Source organism: Rhodanobacter sp. UC4451_H18, from assembly GCF_052978225.1.
Genome location: NZ_CM129663.1, coordinates 117976 through 133475 on the forward strand (window position 1 = coordinate 117976; position 15500 = coordinate 133475).

16 protein-coding genes are annotated in these 15500 nt (G+C 69.1%); 7 read left to right on the forward strand and 9 right to left on the reverse strand.

Annotated features, from left to right (window positions below; all coding sequences use genetic code 11):
* Positions 1-2: 2 nt before the first annotated feature.
* Genes ACVCMG_RS00620 through ACVCMG_RS00635 form a run of 4 tightly spaced genes read right to left on the reverse strand, consistent with a single transcriptional unit; the run spans position 3 to position 2773 of the window.
* A complete protein-coding gene (locus ACVCMG_RS00620; protein ID WP_447106273.1) occupies positions 3-983 on the reverse strand; it encodes a 5-oxoprolinase subunit C family protein in 981 nt (326 codons plus the stop codon).
* On the reverse strand, positions 980-1687 hold the full coding sequence (gene pxpB / locus ACVCMG_RS00625) for a 5-oxoprolinase subunit PxpB (protein WP_447114660.1): 708 nt from the start codon (positions 1685-1687) through the stop codon (positions 980-982). The genes ACVCMG_RS00620 and pxpB overlap by 4 nt, the downstream gene beginning before the upstream one ends.
* A gap of 1 nt (position 1688) precedes the next feature.
* On the reverse strand, positions 1689-2108 hold the full coding sequence (locus ACVCMG_RS00630; RefSeq protein ID WP_447114661.1) for an HIT domain-containing protein: 420 nt from the start codon (positions 2106-2108) through the stop codon (positions 1689-1691).
* Positions 2105-2773: a dienelactone hydrolase family protein gene (locus ACVCMG_RS00635; protein ID WP_395119071.1), complete on the reverse strand. Its 669-nt coding sequence runs from the start codon at positions 2771-2773 to the stop codon at positions 2105-2107. The genes ACVCMG_RS00630 and ACVCMG_RS00635 overlap by 4 nt, the downstream gene beginning before the upstream one ends.
* 109 nt (positions 2774-2882) lie before the next feature.
* Between ACVCMG_RS00635 and rimO the strand changes: the two genes are divergently transcribed.
* The 3 genes from rimO (at position 2883) to phnD (ending at position 6227) form a co-directional block, all read left to right on the forward strand.
* Entirely contained in the window at positions 2883-4220 is a 1338-nt protein-coding gene (rimO, locus tag ACVCMG_RS00640) for a 30S ribosomal protein S12 methylthiotransferase RimO (RefSeq protein ID WP_395119069.1), read from the forward strand.
* A gap of 6 nt (positions 4221-4226) precedes the next feature.
* Entirely contained in the window at positions 4227-5036 is an 810-nt protein-coding gene (locus tag ACVCMG_RS00645) for a DUF3025 domain-containing protein (RefSeq protein ID WP_395119067.1), read from the forward strand.
* A 195-nt stretch (positions 5037-5231) separates the two neighbouring features.
* On the forward strand, positions 5232-6227 hold the full coding sequence (phnD, locus tag ACVCMG_RS00650; RefSeq protein ID WP_447106268.1) for a phosphate/phosphite/phosphonate ABC transporter substrate-binding protein: 996 nt from the start codon (positions 5232-5234) through the stop codon (positions 6225-6227).
* A gap of 18 nt (positions 6228-6245) precedes the next feature.
* Here phnD and greB read toward each other — a convergent pair whose 3' ends face one another.
* From greB to ACVCMG_RS00665, 3 genes are read right to left on the reverse strand one after another with little or no spacing between them, the layout of a single operon-like run.
* Entirely contained in the window at positions 6246-6755 is a 510-nt protein-coding gene (gene greB, locus ACVCMG_RS00655; protein WP_447098683.1) for a transcription elongation factor GreB, read from the reverse strand.
* Complete coding sequence (locus tag ACVCMG_RS00660) at positions 6752-8002, reverse strand: hypothetical protein (protein WP_447114662.1); 1251 nt, start codon at positions 8000-8002, stop codon at positions 6752-6754. The genes greB and ACVCMG_RS00660 overlap by 4 nt, the downstream gene beginning before the upstream one ends.
* A 10-nt stretch (positions 8003-8012) precedes the next feature.
* Positions 8013-9521, reverse strand: coding sequence for a helicase HerA-like domain-containing protein (locus tag ACVCMG_RS00665; protein WP_447114663.1), 1509 nt, complete (start codon positions 9519-9521; stop codon positions 8013-8015).
* A gap of 128 nt (positions 9522-9649) precedes the next feature.
* Here ACVCMG_RS00665 and ACVCMG_RS00670 point away from each other — a divergent pair, with 128 nt between their 5' ends.
* Positions 9650-11134 (forward strand): lytic transglycosylase domain-containing protein, encoded by a 1485-nt coding sequence (locus ACVCMG_RS00670; protein WP_395119057.1) that lies wholly within the window; start codon positions 9650-9652, stop codon positions 11132-11134.
* A gap of 27 nt (positions 11135-11161) precedes the next feature.
* Here ACVCMG_RS00670 and ACVCMG_RS00675 read toward each other — a convergent pair whose 3' ends face one another.
* Positions 11162-11608: a hypothetical protein gene (locus ACVCMG_RS00675; RefSeq protein ID WP_395119055.1), complete on the reverse strand. Its 447-nt coding sequence runs from the start codon at positions 11606-11608 to the stop codon at positions 11162-11164.
* A gap of 110 nt (positions 11609-11718) precedes the next feature.
* A complete protein-coding gene (gene asd / locus ACVCMG_RS00680; protein WP_395119053.1) occupies positions 11719-12588 on the reverse strand; it encodes an archaetidylserine decarboxylase in 870 nt (289 codons plus the stop codon).
* Between the two features lie 171 nt (positions 12589-12759).
* On the opposite strand from asd, the gene prmB reads away from it, so the two are divergent.
* The 3 genes from prmB (at position 12760) to aroC (ending at position 15484) form a co-directional block, all read left to right on the forward strand.
* The gene (gene prmB / locus ACVCMG_RS00685; RefSeq protein ID WP_395119051.1) at positions 12760-13686 is read left to right on the forward strand and encodes a 50S ribosomal protein L3 N(5)-glutamine methyltransferase; all 927 of its coding nucleotides are present in this window, start codon (positions 12760-12762) and stop codon (positions 13684-13686) included.
* 1 nt (position 13687) lies between these two features.
* Entirely contained in the window at positions 13688-14254 is a 567-nt protein-coding gene (locus ACVCMG_RS00690) for a GNAT family N-acetyltransferase (RefSeq protein ID WP_395119049.1), read from the forward strand.
* 141 nt (positions 14255-14395) lie between these two features.
* A complete protein-coding gene (aroC, locus tag ACVCMG_RS00695; RefSeq protein WP_395119047.1) occupies positions 14396-15484 on the forward strand; it encodes a chorismate synthase in 1089 nt (362 codons plus the stop codon).
* Positions 15485-15500: the final 16 nt, after the last annotated feature.

Here is a 15500-nt window from a genome sequence, read left to right on the forward strand (position 1 = left end):
AGTCATGCGGGGAGGAGTCCGTCGTGTTGCAGTCGTCGCGCGATCTGCCGGCACAGGGCGTCGAGCGCCTGCTCGCGGCGCCGCAGGCGATCGGCAGCCTGTTCCAGTGTGCCACGGCGAAAGCATACGGGATCGCCCGGCCGGCGTTGCGCCAGGCGCGGAAGATCCGCCGCGGCAAGCTGGCCGATGCGCGGATAGCCGCCGGTCACCGGCGCCTCGGCCATCAGCACGATCGGCTGGCCGGACGGCGGCAGTTGCATCGTGCCGGGCAGGGTTGCCTCGGAGATCAGTTCCAGCGGTGCGCGCAACTGCAGGCGTGCGCCGTCCAGACGGCTGGCGGTGCGGTTGCTGTCGCTGGCGACGCGGAAAGTGCCGATGTGCAGTGCTTGCCGCGACACCTCGTCGAGTTGCGCGTGGTGGCTGCCGGGCAGCAGCATGAGCGGCGTTTGCGCGAAGTCGAACCATGGCCGCGGGTCGAGTCGCCATGGCAGGGCGTGGGGATGGTTCGCCGGCGCCGCGCTGCTGGCGGTGGCGCCGACCGGCAGCGTGTCGCCGGTTTGCAGCGCGCGGCCGAGCCCGGCGTGCAGGTCGCTGCTGCGGCTGCCCAGCACGGCGGCCACGTCGAAACCCCCGCGCACGGCCAGGTAGCTGCGGCAGCCGGCGGCCATGCGGCCCAGTTGCAGCACGCTGCCGGCGGGCAGCCAGCAGGCTGTCCAGGTCGGCAAGTCGGTGTCGCCGGCCCGGGCGGCGATCGGCGCACCGGTGATCGCGATCCACGCCGCGTGTTCGAAGCGCAGGGTCGGGCCGAGCAGGGTGCATTCGAGCGCCGCCTCGTCGCCGGGGTTGCCGACCAGCGCGTTGGCCAGGCGCCAGGCCGGCAGGTCCATCGCGCCGGCGCGGCCCACGCCGATCGCTGCATGACCGGGGCGGCCGCGATCCTGCAGCGTGCCGAGCAGGCCGGGCTTGAGCACGCGCACGCTCATCGGCGCCGCACCGCATCGAGGTCGGCGAATTCCTCCGCGTCGATCGCGCGGAAGCGCACGCGGTCGCCGGCGGCCAGCAGCGAAGGTTCGCTTGCGTCGGCGTCGAACAGGCGCAGCGGCGTGCGCCCGATCAGATGCCAGCCGCCGGGCAGTTCGGCCGGATAGATGCCGGTCTGCGCGCCGCCGATCGCCACGCTGCCGGCAGGCACGCGGGTGCGCGGGTCGCGTCGGCGCGGCATCGCCAGCGTGGGATCGAGCCCCAGCAGGTAGGGGAAGCCGGGCGCGAAGCCGAGCATCGCCACGCGGTAGTCGACGCCGACGTGGCGAGCCACCACCACCGTCCCGGACAGGCCCAGGTGCTGCGCCAGTTCATCCAGATCCGGGCCGTGCGGGCCGCCGTAGCACACGGGGATTTCGTGGATGCGGCCAGCGCCGGCCGGCGCGTGGCGGGTTTCCAGCGCGATGCGCGCGGCCCGTTCCACGCGCTGGTGCGCACTCGCCGCCTCGTCGCCTTGCCACGCCGCCGGCGCGAATCGCAACAGCACGCTGGCATAGGCTGGCACGCATTCCAGCGAAGGCAGATCCCGCAGCGCGGCCACGGCGGCGTGCACGCGGTCGTTGAGCACCGGCTCGATGCGGTCGCCGAAGCGCAGCAGCAGCGCATCCTCGGCCAGCGGCTCGAACTGGATCGCGTCGGCCGGCACGCTAGCCGCGCGCCGCGAGTGCTTGCCGCAGCGCGGTCATCCGCTCGTGCAGCACGGCTTCGGCGCAGGGCTCGCGCTGGCCGTGGCCCCACACCGGGCCGGGCCAGCCGGCATCGCCCTCGCGACGCGCCACCACGTGCACGTGCAACTGCCGCACGATGTTGCCCAGCGCGCCCAGGTTGAGCTTGTCGCACGGCATCGCCGCGCGCAGGGCGGCGGCGGCGCGGTTGACTTCGTGCCACAGCGTGGCCTGTTCGTCCTCGTCCAGGTCGGCGATCTCGACCAGGCCGTCGCGGCGCGGCACCAGCACCAGCCAGCCGTAGCGCGCGTCATCCATCAGGCGCACGTCGCACAGCGGCAGCGAGGCGAGCAGGCGGGTGTCGGCGGCCAGCCGCGGGTCGAGGGTGAACGCCTCGCTCATGCGTTGGCCAAGTGCTTGTCGAAGAAGGCCAGCGTGCGCTGCAGCGCCAGTTTGGCGCTGGCTTCGTGATACGCCTTGCTGCCATCGCGGTTGAACGCGTGGTCCGCCGGGTAGGTGAACAGTTCCATCTGCGGCAGCGCCACGCGATGTTTCTCCACCATCTCCGGCGTGATGTTCTGATCCTTCTCGCCGAAATGGAACATCACCGGCGCCCTGGGCACCTCGTGCAGGAACGGCAGGTTGCGCGCGCCGTAGTAGCTCACCGACGGCAGCCCCAGGCGCAGCGCGGCGAGCAGGGCGACGGTGCCGCCCCAGCAGTAGCCGACCGTGCCGATTTTCCCCGCCGAGGAAATGGCCTCGGCGGCGCTGGCGACGTCCTCGACGGCACGCTCCAGCCCCAGCTCGTTGACCAGGTTGCGGCCCTTGTTGGTGCCCACCTGGTCATAGGCCAGTTCCACGCCGCTTTCCAGGTGGTCGAAGAACGCCGGCGCGATCGCGGTATAGCCGAGCGCGGCGAAGTGGTCGACCACCCGGCGGATGTGCGCGGTGACGCCGTAGATTTCCTGGATCACCACCAGGCCGCCCTTGGGCTTGCCCTCGGCGGTGGCCATGTAGGCGCCGATGCAATGGGTGCCGCCGGTGGGGATGGTGATGTCCTGGCCCATGGCTCTGCCTCGATCAGTTGCCGATGCGGCGATGGTAACCGCAGCGGCGAGGGCGTGGCCGTCACGTATAATCAACCGTTTTCGCGCCCTGCCACGGTAGCCGTCCGCCATGCCCCAGCCCACCCAGAAGATCGGCTTCGTCAGTCTCGGTTGCCCCAAGGCGCTGGTGGATTCCGAGCGCATCCTCACCCAGCTCAAGGTGGAGGGCTACCAGATCGTGCCCAGCTACGGCGAGGCCGACGCGGTGGTGGTGAACACCTGCGGCTTCATCGACGCGGCGGTGCAGGAGTCGCTGGACTCGATCGGCACCGCGCTCAACGAGAACGGCAAGGTGATCGTCACCGGCTGCCTGGGCAAGCGCGCCGAGCTGATCCGCGAGGCATATCCGGACGTGCTCTCGATCAGCGGCCCGCAGGATTACGCCAGCGTGATGAGCGCGGTGCACGAGGTGTTGCCGCCCACGCGCAACAAGTTCCTCGACATCGTGCCGGACACCGGCGTGAAGCTGACGCCGAAGCACTACGCGTACCTCAAGATTTCCGAGGGCTGCAACCACCGCTGCAGCTTCTGCATCATCCCCTCGATGCGCGGCAACCTGGTCTCGCGGCCGGTCGACGAGGTGCTGGTGGAGGCCGAGAAACTGGTCAGGGGCGGCGTGAAGGAACTGCTGGTGATCTCGCAGGACACCAGCGCCTATGGCGTCGACGTGAAGTACGCCGAGCGCCCGTGGCGCGGGAAGAACTACCGCACCCGCATGACCGAGCTGTGCGAAGGCCTGTCCGAACTCGGCGCGTGGACGCGCCTGCACTACGTCTACCCGTACCCGCACGTGGACGAGCTGATGCCGCTGATGGCGGGGGGAAAAATCCTGCCCTACCTCGACATCCCGTTCCAGCACGCCAGCCCGCGCATCCTGAAATTGATGAAGCGCCCCGGCAACATCGACAAGACGCTGGAGCGCATCCGGAACTGGCGCGAGCTGGTGCCGGAGCTGACCATCCGCAGCACCTTCATCGTCGGTTTCCCCGGCGAGACCGATGCCGAGTTCGAGGAGCTGCTGGACTTCCTGCGCGAGGCCGAACTGGACCGCGTGGGCGCGTTCGCCTATTCGCCGGTGGACGGCGCCAAGGCCAACGAGCTGCCCGGCGCGGTGTCCGAGGAGCTGAAGGAGGATCGCCTCGAACAGTTCATGGCGGTGCAGGCGGAAATCTCCGCCGCCAAACTGCAGCGCAAGATCGGCCGCACGCTCAAGGTGCTGGTGGACGAGGCCGGCGTCGACGGCGCGGTGGCTCGCTCGGCCGCCGATGCGCCGGAGATCGACGGCTGCGTGCTGATCGCCGACGGCCAGCAGCTGAAGCCGGGCCAGTTCGTGGACGTGGTGGTCGAGGCGGCCAGCGAACACGACCTGCACGCGCGCCTGGCGCATCCCGCGCTCAAGATCGTGTGACGCGCCATGCGCTATGTGGCGCCGGCGCGCGGTGCGGTCGATCCGCAAGTGTTCGGTCGGATGCCGCTGGCCGCGTGGCGCGAGCACGCCCGGTTGGTCGAGGGCCGCGACTGGCCATCCATCGATGCGCTCAATGCCGCCCGCCCCGCCGGCATGCACGAACGCTTCGTGGCGCAGACCCGTGAACTGCTGGCCGACGGCCTGCACTACGAACAGCGCATTGCCGAACACGGCGCGATCGCTACCCGCGAACGCAACTGGCACGACCTGTTCAACGCACTCGCCTGGCTGCGCCACTGTGCGCTCAAGCGCGCGCTCAACGCGCGGCAGGTGGCCGAAATCGCCCGCATGGGCACCAGGCAGCGCTCGCGTGCGCAATGCGCACTGACCCATTTCGACGAGGCCGGCGTCGTGGTCGCGCTGCGCGATCCGGCGCTGCTGGCGCTGTGGAATGCGCATGACTGGCATGGCCTGTTCTGGCGCGAGCGGGAGGCGTGGTTCGACGGGCGCATCCATGTCGAGGTGTTCGGCCACGCCTTGCTCGAACACGCGCTAACACCGGCGCAACTGCTGGTGGGCAAGGCGCTGGTGGTCGCCGGGCCGCGGTTGTCACCGGGCGAGGTCCTCGAAGCCTGCGCGCAGGCCATCGGCAACGGCGATGTGCTCGGCGATCCGCTGGAACTGCGCCCCTTGCCGCTGGCCGGCGTGCCCGGCTGGCATCCGGACAACGAGCAGGAGGCTTTCGTGCGCGAGGCGGCGTGCTTTCGGCCGGTGCGGGCCGGGCGGAGTTACCCGCCGCCGCTGGCCAGAGGTTGACCGATCGCCCGGAAACCCTGCATCCGCATCCGGGCCGGCATCTTCCGCGACGCCGAAGCCCTCCCCGTGCTTGCCGGATCGACCGATCGCGACTATATACGAGCAATCGGGGAGCACGGGGTTCGAGGGAGCAGGGCATTGAATATCGCGGGTTTGCGACGACGCCAGGGGCGTCTCGGGCGTGGCGTGACGTGGATGCTTGCAGCCCTGCTCACCCAGGGTGTGCTGCTCGCGTGCGCCGGAGCGGGGACGGCGCAGGCAGCGACACCGATGGAGCCGATCCGCTTCGGCATCCTGCCGATCGGCAGCGCGGCCGAGTCGCTGGAGCAATGGCGGCCGCTGCTGGACGACTTGCACAAGCAGTTGGACCACCCCGTGACCACCGTGTCGGTGAGCAGCTACGCCGGCCTGTCCGACGCCATCGGCGCGCAGCGGGTGGACGTGGCCTTTCTCTCCGGCAAGCTCGCGGTGGAGGCGGTGACGCAGCAGCACATGCAGGTGTTCGCCCAGTTCGTGCGCAACGATGGCGTCAACGGCAACGTCGCCATGCTGGTGGTGCGCAGCGACAGCCCGATCCGCGATCTGAACGACCTGCTCGCCACGACCAGCCACGGCTGGCGTTATGCGCGCAGCGAACAGCTTTCGGTCACCGGCTATACCGCGCCGGAAGCCTACGTGTTCGCGCCGCGCGGGCTCAATTCGGACACTTTCTTCGCCAACGTGCGGGTGGGCGATCATCAGAGCAACCTGCTCGCCGTGGTCAACCGCGAAGTGGACGTGGCCAGCAGCAACAACCCGGACATGGACCTGTTCCGGCGCAACTTTCCGCGCGAGGCAGCGCAACTGCGGGTGATCTGGCGCTCGCGGCTGATTCCCTCCGGCGTGCTGGTGATCCGCGACGGCATGCCCGAATCGCTGCGCCAGAAGCTCACGGCATTCCTGCTGGCCTACGGCAAGGCGCCCGGCGAGGTCGGCGAGCGCCAGCGCGAGCGGCTGGCGCGGATTCCGGACCTGGGCGGTTTCGCGGCGGAGACCAACCACGTGCTGCAGCCCTTCGTCGACATGCAATACACCTTGCTGCGGCAGCAGGCCGAGCAGGGCCGGTGGATCAGCCCGCAGGCACGGCAGGCGCGGCTGGCGCAGATCGAACGCGACCACCAGCATGCATTGAAACTGCTCCGGCCGCATTGAGCGGTCGACTGGCCCGCGTCAGGCTTCCTGCTCGTAATCCACCGAAAGCACCACGAACTCCGCCCGCCCGCCCGGCAGCTCGGCGGAGAATTCGTCGTCGACGCGCTTCTTCAGCACGGCCCGCGCCAGCGGCGAGTCGATGCTGATCCAGCCGCGCCTGGCGTCAGTCTCGTCCGGGCCCACGATGCGGTAGCGGTGGACTTCGCCGCTGTCCACGTTCTCCAGCCCGATGCAGGCGCCGAAAAACACGGCGCGGCGATCGCCCGGCACGCCCTCGGCAACTTTCAGTGCGGGAATGCGTTTGCTGAGGTAACGCGCGCGGCGGTCGATTTCGCCGAGCTGTTTCTTGCGATAGGTGTATTCGGCGTTCTCCGAGCGATCGCCTTCGGCGGCTGCCGCGGCGAGGGCCTTCACCACTTCCGGGCGCAACACGTGCCAGAGGTGGTCGAGTTCGGCCTTGAGCCGTTCGAAGCCGTCGCGGGTGATGATCGCGGTGGAGCCGGGCGAGGGCGGGCGCCAGCGGCTCATGCCGGGCTGGCCAGTTGTCGTCGCTGGGCGTCGATCTCGCCGCGCAGCGGGTGCTCGGGCCAGGCCGCGACGAGCCGGTCGAGCAGCGCTGCCGCGTCGGCGTGCTGGTCGGCATGGGCGGCCAGTGCGCGTGCGGCCAGCAGGCCGTAGTGTGGCGCCTGCGGGTCGCGTGGCCAGTGCGCGACATAACCTTGGCCGAGATGGATCGCGAGGCGGCTCATGCCCATCCGCACGGCCAGGTCGGCCAGGGCGCCGCAGGTCTGCGGGTCGTCCGGGATGAAGCTGGCGTCGATGCCGCAGCATTCCTGCAGCACGCCGAGGGCGCGCCGCGATTCGCCCTGGGCGATCAGCGCGGCAATCCAGATCTGGCCGTGCACCAGCAGGTCGTCGCGCAGGCCCTGCCGGTGCAGCAGCTCGCGGTAGAACTGGTGCACGGCGGGTGGCGCCGCGCGCTCGCGCAGTCGCGCGGCAAGTTGGCGCAACGCGGCCTGCGGATCGTCGGTTGCCTGCTGGCGCGCGGCATCCACCAGTCGGTCGTCGGCGTCCTGCCCGGAAGCCTTGGCCAGCTCCGGCGCTTCCGGAACCATGCCGAAACGCTCGTGGCGCTGGTGGATCATCGCGCCCATGAGATGAAAGGCGAGCACGATCAGGTAGGTGTAGGCGAACGCGAACAGCGGCAAGGCGAGCAGTCGCGGCAGCCGCGCAGTGGTGACCGAGGCGACCACGATCAGCACGCCGAGCAGCAGGTTGATCGCCACGGGGACCAGATACGCGCCGCCGAAACCGCCGATGATGCGCAACCAGTTGAGCGGATTGATGGCCAGCGCGAGGTTGCCGTCGAACGCCAGCGACATGTCGATCGCCGGCAGCACCAGCGCCGCCAGGAGCAGCACCGGCCACAGCAGGCGCGGGAAGAACACGATGGAGACCACGCACAAGGCGACCACCAGCAGGTGAATCGCGGTCAGTCCCCAGCCGCTGGCGCTGTTGCCGTCACTGCCCACGTCCGGCGGGTCGGCGTAGCCGTTGGCGGTGTGCTGCATGCAGTCCGCGGCATAACGCCAGGTAGCGGCCCAGACCAGCGCGCTGGCCAGCGCACCGACATAGCCCGGCAGCAGGCCGACGTAGTGGGCCAGCGCCAGCGCCACGCAGGTGGCCAGTGCGGCGCCGCGCAGCGGATAGCCGAAACCGTCCCGCAGGCGCTGCGAGAACGGCGTATCGGCGGCGACGATTTCGACGCGCGGCATCGGCGGCGCCTCAGCGCTTGCCGCCGAAGATGCCGCCCAGCACGCCGCGCAGGATCTGTCGGCCGAGCTGGCTGCCCGCGGTGCGCACCATCTGCTTGCCCATCGTCTCGATCATGCCCTGGCGGCGCTTGGTGCCGAACAGGGCGTCATGCACGGCGCCGCCCCAGCCGCCGTCCGCTTCCTTCGCCGAGCCATTGGTCGGCGCGTCGGCCGCCACGGTGGCGGCATTGGCGGCCTTGTCCTCGGCGCGCTTGGCCAGCATCTCGGCGGCCGATTCGCGATTGACCGTGGTGTCGTATTTCGCGCCCACCGGCGAGCGCTGGCGGATGGTGCCGCGCTCGGCCTCGGTGATCGCGCCGATGCGGCAGCACGGCGTGGTCACCAGCACCTGTTCCACCGGCGTGGGCACGCCGCCGTGGGCCAGCGTCGAGGCCAGCGCCTCGCCCACGGCCAGCTTGGTGATCGCCTCGGTGACGTCGAGTTTCGGGTTGGCGACGAAAGTTTCCGCCGCCGCCTTGACCGCCTTCTGGTCGCGCGGGGTGAACGCGCGCAGCGCATGCTGGATGCGGTTGCCGAGCTGGCCGAGGATCACGCCGGGCACGTCGTCGGGGTTCTGCGAGCAGAAGTACACGCCGACGCCCTTGGAGCGGATCAGCCGCACCACCTGTTCCACCCGCTGCAGCAACGCCGGCGAGGCGTCGTCGAACAGCAGGTGCGCCTCGTCGAAGAAGAACACCATCTTCGGCTGGTCGAGATCGCCCACTTCGGGCAATTGCTCGAACAGTTCGGACAGCAGCCACAGCAGGAAGGTGGAGTACAGCCGCGGCTTCATGATCAGCTGGTCGGCGGCCAGCACGTTGATGATGCCGCGACCGCTCATGTCCTGGCGCATCAGGTCGGCCAGTTCCAGTGCCGGCTCGCCGAAGAACTGGTCGGCGCCGTCGCCCTCGAGTTTCAGCAGGGCGCGCTGGATCGCCGCGATGCTGGTCGTGCTGATCAGCCCGTACTGGGTGGACAGCGCCTTGGCGTTCTCGGCGGCGTAGGTAAGCAGGGCGCGCAGGTCGGCCAGGTCCAGCAGCAGCCAGCCCTGGTCGTCGGCGGCCTTGAACACCACTTCGAGCACGCCTTCCTGGGTGTCGTTCAATTCCAGCACGCGGCCGAGCAGGGTCGGACCCATCTCGCTGACGGTGGCGCGCACCGGGTGGCCGAGCTTGCCGTAGATGTCCCAGAACACTACCGGGTTCGCCTGCGCCTTCCAGTCCGCGAGCTTTAGCTTTTCCAGGCGCGCCTTGAGCTTGTCGCCCGGCTCGCCCGCGGCCATCGCCAGGCCGGCCAGGTCGCCCTTGGCATCGGCCAGGAAGCACGGCACGCCCAGCCGCGAGAAGCCTTCGGCCAGCACCATCAGCGACACGGATTTGCCGGTGCCGGTGGCGCCGGCGATCATGCCGTGGCGATTGCCGTAGTGCGGGTCCAGGCTGACGCTGGTGCTGTCGTTGCGGCCGATCAGGATGTCAGTCATGGCGGTCCTTCCATTGGTGGTGACGCGATTGTAGCCAACCCGACGCGTGGCTCGCGGTTGTGACGCCGTGCGTTGAGTCCGGCTTCGCGGCCGGCTATGGTGAATGCTTTTTGCAGGTGAAGTTCTTCATGTCGTTGCCCCACGTCTTTCGCCCGCGGCACCTCGCGTCGCTTGTGCTGGCCTGCACCTTGCTGGGCGGCTGCGCCAGCAGCGGCGGCGAGAGGACCCCGACGCCGGCCGATGCGCTGTACGGCCAGTTGAACCAGGCCAGCAAGGGCTACGAGACCGCCTTGCAGCAGGCGCGCGAAGGCGACAGCGATGCGTCGGCACTGAGCCTGCGCCAGTCGCTCGACTTGCTGAAGCAGTCGTCAGCGAAATGTGCGGTGACCGCCGGCTGCGATCCGCAGCGCTTCTTTTCCGTATTCGACCGCCTGCTGCGCCTGAAAGATGGCGATTTCGACGACCTCCCGGATCTGTCCGGGGATGTCGAGTCGTCGCAGGCGGCGCTGGCCACCGGCCATGCCGGTGCGGCCAGCCTGCCGCAGGCGCAGCGCAGCGTGACGCTGCTGCACGGACAGAAGCTGTCGCAGCTGATCGCGATGAACGGGCCGGTGAAGGCAGCGCTGGAGATGTGGCTGACCCAGCGCCGGCCTTACCTGATGGACGCCTGGGTCAATTACCAGTACCTGCGCCACGATATGTGGCCGGCCTACCAGAAGGCCGACCTGCCCGAGGCGCTGCTGTTCGGCATGGTGGCCCAGGAATCCGGCGGCAAGGTGCACGCGGTGTCGCGCTCCGGCGCCTCCGGCCCGCTGCAGTTCATGTATTCCACCGGCATGCGTTTCGGGCTGGGCGTGGACAACGGCTTCGACATGCGCTTCGACCCGGCCGCCTCGGCGCGGGCCAATGCCGAATACCTCAACGAGCAGTTGCGCATCTTCAACAACAACCTGGAGCTCGTCATCGGCGCCTACAACGGCGGCGAAGGCCGCATGCGCCGCGCGGTGGGCGACGACCCGTCGGTGAGTTTCTACGACCCGCGCATCTACGACCAGATGTCGCCCGAGACGCGCGACTACGTGCCGGCGGTGCTGGCGGCGGCGTGGCTGTTCCTGCATCCGGACAGCTACAACCTGCGCTTCCCGAAGATCGACGGCGACCCCGGCAGCATCACGCTCAAGCGCGCCGCGTCGCTTGATGAGCTCACCGTCTGCCTGGGTTCGGCCGATGGCATGGAGGAGGGCTGGTTCCGCACCCTGCGCAACCTCAATCCGCGGCTCGACCCCGATACCAGCCAGCCGGTCGGCGCCACGCTGCGGGTGCCCAAACGACTGGAGCGTGCCTATGCCGCCCGTTGCGTCGATGGTCCGTGGCCGATCCTCGCGGCGGACCTGCACCGTGCGACGGTGCCGGTGGTACCCGATCCGGCGCAGGCGCCGGCGAAGGCGGGTGCGCAGAGAACGACCACGTATCGCGTGCGCCGCGGCGACACCTTGATCAGCATCGTGCGCAAACTGCATTGTTCCAGTGTGCAGGAGATTTCCGAGATCAACGATCTCCAGCACCACCGCATCCGGGTGGGCCAGCATCTGAAGGTGCCGGTCTGCCGTTGAGGCGCGGGGTGGGGCGCCGCCGCGCGGTCAGGCGACGGCGCTCTCCTGCATCCAGCTGTCCGAGGTATCGCTGCGGCTGCCGCCGCCGTGGAGCTCCTTGAGCTCGCGCAGCAACTGCAGCAACTGCCGGTGCTGGGCCTGCAGGTTGGGCTGGGTGGCGGTCTTGGTCTCGTGATAGGCGACCGCCAGCCACAGCGCGATGCCGCGCAGCGCGACCTCGGCGTTGTTCGAACGTGCACGTTCGTAGCCCAGGTCGGTGCCTTGTCCCCACGGCAGGTAGCGCGATTCCGGCGTGGTGCCGTACAGGTGCGGGAAATCACAGCGCGAGGCCTGACCGATCTCGCGCAGGGTGAGCATGCTCAGCCGATCGCGGCTGCGCTTGGGCAGGGTCCGGATGCTGCGTTCGACATCGCGGAACTGGCGGCCAAGCTGGCGCGAACGCACCACCGCAAAGAATGGAGTGAGTATCTGCATGGTTCCCCTCGGCACAGGTTCGGCACGGCATGTTGGCCGGTCCGTCGCGAGGAGGTTAACCGGCCACCCCCGGAATTTGCGCGCATAGCGTCACAAAATGACGCGCAACGTCAGTTTTCGGGAAAGTGGCCGCCTGCCACCCTGATCTGGCCGATCCGCTGGCCCACGCGAACGTGCTGTTGCGGCGGCAGCGGATCGACCGTCGCGCTGCCCGGCGGCAACAACACGATCACGGTCGAACCCATGTTGAAGCGCGCCATCTCGGCGAAGCGTTCCAGCGTGATGTCCTGCCCGGCAAACGATTTGCGGCGGATCGACGAGGCGTACGGCGGGATCACCAGGCCGTCCCAGACCGTGGCCACCGACGAGACCAGGATCGCGCCGACCATCACCACCACGAAGGGGCCGCGTTCGCCGTCGAAATGGCAGACCAGCCGCTCGTTGCGCGCGAACAGCCGCGGGATCGCCTCCACCGCGAATGGCGCCACGCTGAAGATGCGCCCCGGCACATGCACGGTTTCGCGCAGCGTTCCCTTCATCGGCATGTGCACCCGATGGTAGTCGCGCGGCGACAGATAGACCGTCACGAAGCTGCCGTTGCGGTACGGCGCGGCGGCGGCCTGGTCGCCGCCGAGCAGTTCGGCGGCGGTGTAATCCTGCCCCTTCGCCTGGAAAATCCGCCCGTCGACGATGTGCCCGGCCTGGCTGATGCGCCCGTCGGCGGGCGAGAGCAGGGTGGCCGGATCGGCATCCGCCTGGCGCGCGCCGGGTTTCAGCTTGCGCGTGAAGAACGCATTGAAATGCTGGTAGGCCAGCGGGTCGGACTGCGCGGCCTCGGTCATGTCCACGTCGTAGTTGCGCACGATGGTGGCGATCAGCCAGTTCTTCCACGGCGCAAACGTCCAGCGCGTGGCCCAGTAGACCAGGCGGGACAGGAAGCGGTGCGGAAGGACGTATTGGAGGAATACCTTGAAAGTCATCCGGGCAGTATAGGGGCGAGGAGTGAGTGGAGAGGAGTGAGAAGTGAGAGAAAGCCAAGGCAGCTGCCGGCGATCCCATGCGTTCCTCTCTTTTCTCACTCCTCTCCACTCACTCCTCGCCACTCACTCCTCGCCCCTATACTTGCGGGCCATTCCGCTCCGGGCGCCACCGTGACTGCCGATCTCGCCACCATCATCGACTTCATCCGTTACGGCGCCAGCCGCTTCTCGGCCGCCGGGCTGACTTTCGGGCACAGCCACGACAACCCGATCGACGAGGCCACGCATCTCGTGCTGGCCAGCCTGCATCTGCCGCCGGACATTCCGCCGGCCTACGGCGCCGGCCGGCTCACCGCGGAAGAGCGCGCGAACGTGCTGGCGCTGATCGAGCGCCGCGTCAACGAGCGCCTGCCGGTGGCCTACCTGGTCGGCGAGACCTGGTTCGCCGGGCTGAAGTTCAAGAGCGACCGCCGCGCGCTGGTGCCGCGCTCGCCGATCGCCGAGCTGATCGAGACGGGCTTCACGCCGTGGCTGGACGAGCGCCACGTCGAGCGCGCGCTGGACCTGTGCACCGGCTCGGGTTGCATCGGCATCGCGATGGCCGAGTACAACCCCGAATGGCAGGTCGACATCGTCGACATCAGCGACGAGGCGCTGTCGCTGGCGCGCGAGAACATCGCGTTCCAGCACGTCGAGGGCCGCGTCGAGGCGATCCAGTCGGATCTGTTCGCCGGCGTGGCCGGGCGCAAGTACGACCTGATCGTCTCCAACCCGCCCTACGTCACCGAGGACGAGTACGCGGCGCTGCCGGGCGAATACGCGCACGAGCCCAAGCTGGGCCTGACCTCCGGCGCAGACGGCCTGGACCTGTGCCTGCGCATGCTGGACGAGGCGGCTGGTCATTTGACCGAGGACGGCCTGCTGATCGTCGAGGTGGGCGAGAGCGAGCACGCGCTGTCCGCGCTGCTGCCCGAGGTCCCGTTCGTGTGGATCGAGTTCAAGGTTGGCCCGATGGGCGTGTTCGCGCTGGAGCGGCGCGACCTGGTCGAGCACGCGGCGGCGATTCACGCCGCGGCTGTCGCACGCCGCCCGGGCTGACATGGAACTGGTCACGGCGCGACTGCGGATCGACCCGTTGCGCGCTGAAGACGCCGCGGCGCTGTTCGCCCTGCGCAGCGACCCCGTGGTGGCGCGCTACCAGGGTTGGCGGCCAGCCGATCTCGCCGCCGCGCGTGCCTTCATCGAGCGACAATCGCCCGCAGCCACTCCCGCCGGCTGGTTCCAGCGCGCGATCCGCCTGCGCGAGGACGGCCGGCTGATCGGCGATCTTGGCGTGAACCTGCCCGAGGATGCGATGGAATCGGTCGAGTTCGGCATCAGCCTCGCGCCGGCCGGGCAGGGCCGTGGCTACGCCGGCGAGGCCGTGCGCGCCCTGTTCGGGCAGGTATTCGGCCCGTGGCGTCGGCACCGCATCCACGCCTCGGTCGACCCGCGCAACCAGGCCTGCCTCGCCCTGCTGCGTTCGCTGGGCATGCGCCAGGAAGCCCATCACTGCGAAAGCCTGTGGCTGCACAGCGAATGGGTGGACGACATGATCTTCGCCATGCTCTCCCGCGAGTGGCCAGCGGCGCCACGGCAGGAGCCCGCTCGCGGACGATGTTCTTGAACCGGGATGACCAGACATTCGTCTGTCGAGAGCCGGGATTGGGGATTCGGGATTCGCAAGATTAAAAAGGCATCGCCCACGAGCGGGCTCCTACAAGAGGGGTGGTGCCGGTATGCTCTGGGCTTTGATCCCGGACGCGCGATGTCAAGCAATTCCTTCGGCAAGCTGTTCACCGTCACCACCTTCGGCGAAAGCCACGGGCCGGCGATCGGCTGCGTGATCGACGGCTGCCCTCCGGGGCTGGCCATCGCCTCGGAAGAGTTCCGCACCGACCTCGAGCGCCGCGCCACCGGCCGCAGCCGCTACACCTCGCAGCGGCACGAGGCGGACGAGGTGGAGATTCTTTCCGGCGTGTACCAGGGCAAGACCACCGGCACGCCGGTCGCGCTGCTGATCCGCAACACCGACCAGCGCAGCAAAGACTACGGCGAGATCGAGCAGACCTTCCGCCCCGGCCACGCCGACTACACCTACTGGCAGAAGTACGGCATCCGCGACCCGCGCGGCGGCGGGCGCTCCTCGGCGCGCGAGACCACCATGCGCGTGGCCGCTGCCGTCGTGGCTAAGAAATGGCTGGCCGAACGCCATGGCGTGCACGTGCGCGGCTACCTGGCGCAGATCGGCGAGGTCGTGCCCGGTGCGTTCGACTGGAGCGCGGTGGAGCAGAACCCGTTCTTCTGGCCCGATGCATCGCAGGTGCCGGCGCTGGAGGACTACATCAACAAGCTGCGCAAGTCCGGCGATTCGGTCGGCGCGCGCGTCAACGTGGTCGCCGAGGGCGTGCCTCCTGGCTGGGGCGAGCCGGTCTACGGCAAGCTGGACGGCGACCTGGCCAGTGCGCTGATGTCGATCAACGCAGTCAAGGGCGTGGAGGTCGGCGATGGTTTCGCCGCCGTCGCCCAACGCGGGAGCGTACATCGCGATGAAATGCGTTTGGACGGCTTTACGTCCAATCACGCCGGTGGCATTCTCGGTGGCATCAGCACGGGACAGGCGGTGACCGCCTCGATCGCGTTGAAGCCCACCTCCAGCATCCTGATCCCCGGCCGCAGCGTGAACCTGGCCGGCGAGCCGGTGGACGTGGTCACCAAGGGGCGTCACGACCCCTGCGTCGGCATCCGTGCCACGCCCATCGCCGAGGCGATGATGGCGCTGGTGCTGATGGATCACGCCTTGCGCCATCGGGCGCAATGCGGCGACGTGGGGCCGGTCGCGCCACGCATCGCCTGAGGCCGAGCCACCGCCA